We start from the raw sequence: 6,799 nt of genomic DNA, 5'->3' as shown, positions 1-6,799 counted from the left end.
ACTTCTACTTCTACTTCTACATCTAAAATTAAAACACTGGTAACAAGGTTTTTCTCTTCCATGAGCTTGTTACTGTTATCGTCACAATTAGGCTTTCATTGCATTCCAAAACATCGAAAAGCTTGCCTGCTTGTGTGTTTCATTTTGCCACTTATCTGGGTGGTCTAAGAAGTACCTTGTCGCGGCCAAATACTGACCGTGGCAACCTTCTAGCATCAATGATAGCGGATAATTCGCTAGAACGCCTGTTTTTTGACCAAGGGTGATCAGTTCCCCCATAAAGCTCAATATTCCAGTCATTGCTTGTTGCCTGACTTCTGCTGCAATTGAAGGTGACATGGAATATTGCTGAAAGAACTCCTGTTTTAACGGGTTGGCAATCGCCCAATCGATAGCAACTTTCCACAGGTGTTCAGCGTTTAACTGCAGATCTCCCTTGCTGCTCGATTTTGACTGTATTTCAGTTGCAAGCTCTTGCTTTATATTAAGAAATAGATAGTTCATTAATTCATTTTTTGAAGCGAAATGGTGAAAAAGCGCCCCTGTTGCCACTCCTGCAGTTTTGGCGATAGAGGCCGTTGATGTGGCATAAAAGCCCTGGCTGACAAAGAGTGTCAGCGCAGTGTCTAGTATGGCTTGTTTTTTATCTATTTTACTCATCAGTGAGATTATCCTAATGCTTTAGCGCAGGAAAAACTTTGTCAGCAATTGTTGCAATGCTCCGCCGTAAGGAGGGTGGACTAGCTTACCAGTATTAAAGAACTTGCCACGCTTGAGAATCGTTTTAGCATGACTAAAGGTCAAGAAGCCCTCTTTACCGTGGTAGTGTCCCATTCCTGATGGACCGATACCACCAAATGGTGCGTCATCCGCGGCAACATGAAATACGGTTTCATTAATACAAACACCACCAGAGTGAGTGTGGTTCATGACTTTCTGCTGAGTCGTCTTATCAAAGCTCATTAAGTAGAGTGCTAATGGACGCGGGCGTTGATTAACGTAATCGATGGCTTCATCTAACTGGTCGTATGGGATAACGGGCAGTAATGGACCAAATATCTCATCTTGCAGCAGCAACATGTCGTCAGTCGCGCCAGTAATGAGCTGGGTCGGGACTTTGCGTTTATCGGTATTGATGGCTTCGTCGTTGGCGCTTTCTATCGTTGCGCCTTTTGCTCTGGCATCATCGAGAACTTGCATTACACGGTCAAACTGGCGTTGATTGATAATACTGCCGTAGTCTTTGTTGTCACTGACTTGGCCATACATCTTGGTAAACTTTCTTCTATAAGCCTGCACAAAATCATTGAGTTTTTCTTTGGGCACTAGTACGTAATCGGGTGCGACACATATTTGGCCGGAGTTAAGACATTTACCGTAGATCATGCGCTCTACAGCAATATCCATATCAATATCGTCGGCTACGATAACCGGTGATTTACCACCAAGCTCTAAAGTCACTGGGGTAAGGTTTTGCGCTGCACTGCGCATAACGTGACGACCAACGGTAGTGGAGCCAGTGAACAGCATATGGTCAAACGGTAGCGATGAGAATTCTGCAGCAACATCAGCTTCGCCTTCAACGCAGGCAACATGGTTTTGATCATAGATGCTTGCAAGCATGGCAATCAGGACTTTGTTGGTCTCTGGGGTAAATTCTGACAGCTTTATCATTGCTCGGTTACCGGCGGCTAATGCGGTGATCAGAGGGCCTACCGATAGCATAATAGGGAAGTTCCAAGGCACAATAATTCCGACAACGCCAAGCGGCTGGTATTGCACTTTAATGCTTGCCGGAGCGAGCAAGAGACCTGCATGCCGGCGACTTGGTTTCATCCACTTTTTCAAGTGTTTGAGACTGTAATTGATGTTGTTGATACAGGGCATGATCTCAGAGATATTACTGTCATCAATTGAGCGGTTACCATAATCACGGTTTAACGCCTGAACCAGTTGCTCTTGATAGGCTAATATCGATTTTTTAAGGCTCTTGAGGTGCTCAATTCTAGCCTCGTAGGACGGAGCAGGCTGTGCGAGATACTGAGTACGCTGAGCGACTAGAATATCTGATAAAGGCTGTGTTGCTTGTTGTTGAATTGGCATGTTCATTTTCATCGCTCCAGAGAGTGCTCTTCAAATAACCGACTGATTAGTCGGTCTGATAGTAATCCACTTTTTTGTAAAGGTCAAATATCAGTGTGTTTTGTGAGCAAGATCAACTTCACTTAACTAAACTGCACTAAAATGAATGAAGTGGATACATCAACAAAGGAGATAAAGATGAGTGATAAAACACATGGAATATCAGTGGGTATAGAGCGGTTCGATAACAAGTTCCACTTGAGCTTTACCGCAAGGGGCAAGCTGACTCATCAAGATTATCAGTATATGGTACCTATGATTGAGTCCGCTTTAGCTGGTGTTGAACATCCAGAAATCAATGTTATTGCTGATGTCACTGAACTCGATGGTTGGGAGTTAAGAGCTGCATGGGATGATCTTAAACTTGGGTTAGCTCACGGGCGGGAGTTTAAAAAAATCGCGGTGGTTGGTAGTGGTAACTTTCAGGAGTGGATGACAAAAATTGCAGCTTGGTTTACCCCTTATGATGCTAAGTTTTTTGAAGATAAGGAACAGGCATATAAATGGTTAAAGGATTAACGTTGAACTAGTTTTTGCTCACAATAATGAGCTTGGGCTTATTATTGTGGCAAATACGCTGAGAGAGCTAGAGTCTAATTGCTAGCAATGTCGCGTTAACCGAGGCTATTGGCTATAGTCGTTTACGGTCACAGCAATGCTCAAGTAAACAATGTTTGGAGGAATTCGATATGCGTACTCGACAAATATTATGCCCCACAGATTTTTCTGAAACCGCTTCGCATGCACTGAAATATGCGATTGAGATGGCTAACCTTTACCACGTAGGCTTACGTTTAGTACATGTTATTGACCAGCCTGTTGGACTCGAGAACTACCAAATACTCACTGTAACCCCTGAGGAGCTTGCTCAGAGTATGGAAGATAATGCCGCCGAACAGATGCATGCCTTGTTAGCTGAATTGAATAGCGAGTTGTCGGTAGAGAGCGTTATTCGTCATGGCGTTGCTTCGGAGCAGATCCTTAAAGAAGCGGAATGTTCAGAGGCTGGGATGATCGTTATTGCTAGCCATGGACGTACTGGGTTATCTCATTTCTTGGCCACCAATGTTGCAGAAGCGGTGGCTAATAGGGCTCAATGTCCGGTGTTAGTAGTGAAGTAGTCCAATTAAACAAGTTAAGGAGTGGCTATGCGTACTCGTCAAATTCTATGTCCAACAGATTTCTCTATAACCGCGTCACATGCGCTCAGTTATGCGGTAGAGATGGCAAATTTGTATGGCGTCAGTTTAAGGTTGCTACATGTGATGAGCGAGCCATTTAATGAGCATCACTATGGCTTAGCGGTTGAAGCAGTGGCAGAGCTCGAGCAACAGATAACTTCATTTGCGACTGAGAGTTTGCAAAAAATTCAGCTCGATATACAGGCTGAACTCAATCATGGTCTCAATGTACAAACCGTGATCCGTAGTGGCGATGTGTTAACTGAAATTTTAGCTGAATCAGAGCAGGGGGAAGTCGGCATGATCGTGGTTGCTAGCCATGGTCGACAAGGGATTGCTCATCTCCTTAATCCCAATATTGCCGAGGCATTAGCAAATAAAGCTAAAACCCCGGTGTTAGTGGTTAAATAAGCTTGCTCGACTCATTAGAGCGTTAGTGACGAAAGTTTACGATGTTCGCCCTAAAAGCTTGACCCAGGTTGCTGCAAAAATGCCAATTCTGCAGCTGTAGATGTGCGACCTAAAATCGCATTTCGATGCGGGTAGCGGCCATACTGTTCGATAATCGCTTTGTGCCTGCGCTCAAACTCAAGATTTCCTTGAGCGGCTTCTCGACTAAATAATCGCATTGCTATTTCATGGACGGTAAGAGACTCACTGTGCATGTAGGGCATGAATAAAAACGGTACTTGTTTGGCTTTAAGTTCGCTATCGCTATTTAGCGCTACAGCTTCCTGTGCCAGCACTAAAGCTATCGGGTCGGCAGCAAAAGATTGTGGTGTATCGCGATAGATATTACGCGAAAACTGATCTAACACGATAATTTCCGCTAAGCGTCCCTCAGGTGTTGCTCGCCAGTGATAAAGTTCTCCAGCAATGGCCTGTTTTAGTACTGTTTCAAAACGCTCTTTTATCAGAGCATCGAATTCGCTATCTTTTACCCACCACTGTTTAGGTTCAATCTCATCGAACCAAAAATGCAATATAGTATCGGGTGTTACTGGCACATTATCCGTTATTTTATCCATAATTAAATCCAATTCCTGTGGTCGTTTTGAACAAGGGTAAGTGAACGCTCGGCGATATTACGGGCATCGATGACTGATATATAGGGGAGTTTAATACTGCCACTAGCTAGCCCAATTTCAAGGTTGGCCAACTGACTGCGCTTTTGATTGGGGCTTTGGCTCATGGCAACATGCTGTACTTTACTCAAGGCGACAAGCTGCCAAGAGTGGCCGAGTAAACCTGAGTGAAACCACAGGTTATCCCCGTCAATCACATAACCGTACTGGCGATATCTTAGGTAAATCCCAGCACAAAATAAGCTGGCTGCAATCCATAGGATCTCAGTAAATATGTCTAAACCATGAAAGTAAGTGTTAATTGCAGGGACCAGCAGCGGCAGTAGACCACGCCGCCAAAACCAGCCTAGGTGGATATGTTGGTAGGCTTTAGGCACAGTGGTGGAGGTTGCCTCAATGCCTTTTAGTTTTGGTAGCAGCTCTTCAATGTTGTTTCTAGTCATTGTCGGTACCAACATATTACTGCTGCCGCGTTGCTCAATTTCATGACCTTTTACTTGCTGGAAGTAAACCGTCCAACGCTTAAAGAGCCGACCGACTAATGGTTGGTAGAGCTTAACCACTTGGATGCGTCTTATGGCTAAAGCATCATTTTGCTTAGCGATAACCCCGCCAGTGCGATGCAGAGTATTTCCGCTCCGACTCAAACGATAGGGAAAGTATTTCAACACCGCTGAGGTCATCGAGAGAATCGAAAACAGTAGATAGAATAAAGTTAACGCCAATAATGCAAAGGCAACCTGCAAAATAAAGCTGATAGCGATATTAACATCGTACCACGCCCAGAACGCTTGCACGGATTGTAGGTTTTCCATCGACTCCCAATCAAATTGACCAAATAGTGGCCCTAATATGACGGCTAACCAAATAGCGTTGTTCTGATACAGCCCGAATAAAACCAGCTCCTTAAAGCTTTTACGTGCAACAGTATTGTGTTGAGTTTCCGCCGTTCTCGCGCCAACGTCATCGCTACTGGTTGGGCTTTGCTGCTCTTGCTCGGTCATCAAACGTTTTTTCAGCGCTAGTGCTTCTTTGTAGTCAAGGGCTGAAAGTTCCGCTTCATTCCCTTTAGAGCCCGCGGTTTCTACCACTAGGCTATAGAGCCCCATAGGCCGAAAATAAAGAGGTTGCTGCAAACGAATATTTTGAATTTTATTGAAGGGGATCTCATCCACCTTTTTGAAGATAATACCGTGCTTAATATTCAGTTTGCCGTCGTCTATCTTGAATCTAAACTTGAGCCATTGCAGTACGCTGTAACTGAAGATTAATACTAGGGTTAACAGCGCCACAATAATCACCCAAGGGCTACTAAAACCCTGCTGCCAACCGGTGTAAACTAATGGGATCAGCGCATAACCATTGCTCAATAACTGCTTAATCGCGAACAAGGTGAAGCTAATAACGGACCAAGCAGATAGTGATGACCAGTCTGCAAATTTATTGCTCATCGCGTGCCCCAGTCTCTTTAGCTACTGACTGCTTAGTTGCGAGTTCATCAGTACAACCTGAAACCTCAGTGAGCTTATCGCTATTCTCTATATCAGCTTGCTGCAGATGGTCTTCTTTGGTTGCTGACTGCTCTGTTATGAGCTCATCTGCGCTATTAAGTACTGCAGTTTGGTCATCACTGAGTTCTGTGTCTGCTTGCTGCGGATCGGTTAAGTGAGCCTTGGCTGCTTGGGCGAGTAGGTGTTGGCGTAAGTGCTCGGCGGTATGTTGTTCTATGCCGGGCAATTCTATTTCTGCACTGCCGCTACCAGCGCTAAAACATTTTAAGGTAAATAGATTAAAGTGCCGCTGCAGTGGTCCCTGAGACAGGCTGACATGCTGCAATCTAGAGTAGGGCAGTGAGGTGCGTTTATGCCACCATAGCCCTTTTTCCATTAAAAATTCATGCTCACATACACCATAGCCCAACTTTTGTGCTTGCCTATGCCTAAGATAACCAATGGCAAACATTAGCAGCAGAACAGCAGTGATGACGAGGATGACATAAGTTACGCTCAGTACACCGGGTAAAATGGTGGCGAGTGAGGCGACAATAACGCCAACGAATGCAATGAATAAACTCTCATAGAGCACTTGGGTGTAGTAACGTTCATCTATTTTTTGCAGCTTAACGTCTTCAAACCCTTGCCATTGTGCCTGAGGGATTAAATGATGTGTCGCATAAGCCCTATGTGCGGCTGCTTGCTGAGTATCGGCAGTCTTTTCCAGTGGTTCAACTTTACTGTGTGACTCTGCTTCTGACGTAGTATTTTCCAAGTGTGAATCATCCATTTCATTACTCATGTAACACGCATTATCTTCAGCGACTATATCAGTATCTGACGATTAACTGCCAGCGTGAGACATATTTGGCAACATTTTGGTTAATATTGATTCATT

The 6,799-nt window shown here is 44.4% G+C and carries 8 protein-coding genes; 3 read left to right on the top strand and 5 right to left on the bottom strand.

From position 1 onward, the window contains the following. Window positions 1–87: 87 nt before the first annotated feature. Complete coding sequence (locus tag AB4135_RS20405) at window positions 88–660, bottom strand: TetR family transcriptional regulator (protein ID WP_371995264.1); 573 nt, start codon at window positions 658–660, stop codon at window positions 88–90. Between the two features lie 21 nt (window positions 661–681). Further along, complete coding sequence (locus tag AB4135_RS20400) at window positions 682–2,109, bottom strand: coniferyl aldehyde dehydrogenase (RefSeq protein ID WP_371995263.1); 1,428 nt, start codon at window positions 2,107–2,109, stop codon at window positions 682–684. 171 nt (window positions 2,110–2,280) lie between these two features. Between AB4135_RS20400 and AB4135_RS20395 the strand changes: the two genes are divergently transcribed. From AB4135_RS20395 to AB4135_RS20385, 3 genes are all read left to right on the top strand, one after another. Continuing rightward, a complete protein-coding gene (locus AB4135_RS20395; protein WP_371995262.1) occupies window positions 2,281–2,661 on the top strand; it encodes an STAS/SEC14 domain-containing protein in 381 nt (126 codons plus the stop codon). Between the two features lie 170 nt (window positions 2,662–2,831). Next, on the top strand, window positions 2,832–3,263 hold the full coding sequence (locus tag AB4135_RS20390; RefSeq protein ID WP_371995261.1) for a universal stress protein: 432 nt from the start codon (window positions 2,832–2,834) through the stop codon (window positions 3,261–3,263). A gap of 27 nt (window positions 3,264–3,290) precedes the next feature. Then, entirely contained in the window at window positions 3,291–3,734 is a 444-nt protein-coding gene (locus tag AB4135_RS20385) for a universal stress protein (RefSeq protein ID WP_248973289.1), read from the top strand. 50 nt (window positions 3,735–3,784) lie between these two features. On the opposite strand, the gene AB4135_RS20380 is transcribed toward AB4135_RS20385, so the two are convergent. From AB4135_RS20380 to AB4135_RS20370, 3 genes are read right to left on the bottom strand one after another with little or no spacing between them, the layout of a single operon-like run. Further along, on the bottom strand, window positions 3,785–4,351 hold the full coding sequence (locus AB4135_RS20380; protein WP_371995260.1) for a DUF924 family protein: 567 nt from the start codon (window positions 4,349–4,351) through the stop codon (window positions 3,785–3,787). A 2-nt stretch (window positions 4,352–4,353) separates the two neighbouring features. After that, window positions 4,354–5,859, bottom strand: coding sequence for a PH domain-containing protein (locus tag AB4135_RS20375; RefSeq protein ID WP_371995259.1), 1,506 nt, complete (start codon window positions 5,857–5,859; stop codon window positions 4,354–4,356). Continuing rightward, complete coding sequence (locus AB4135_RS20370; protein ID WP_371995258.1) at window positions 5,849–6,703, bottom strand: PH domain-containing protein; 855 nt, start codon at window positions 6,701–6,703, stop codon at window positions 5,849–5,851. Before AB4135_RS20370 ends, AB4135_RS20375 begins: the two co-directional genes overlap by 11 nt. Window positions 6,704–6,799 lie beyond the last annotated feature (96 nt).

Origin of the sequence: Shewanella sp. 10N.286.54.B9, assembly GCF_041468565.1 — a bacterium.
GTDB lineage: Bacteria > Pseudomonadota > Gammaproteobacteria > Enterobacterales > Shewanellaceae > Shewanella.
This window is presented reverse-complemented; position numbering and strand designations above follow the sequence as displayed.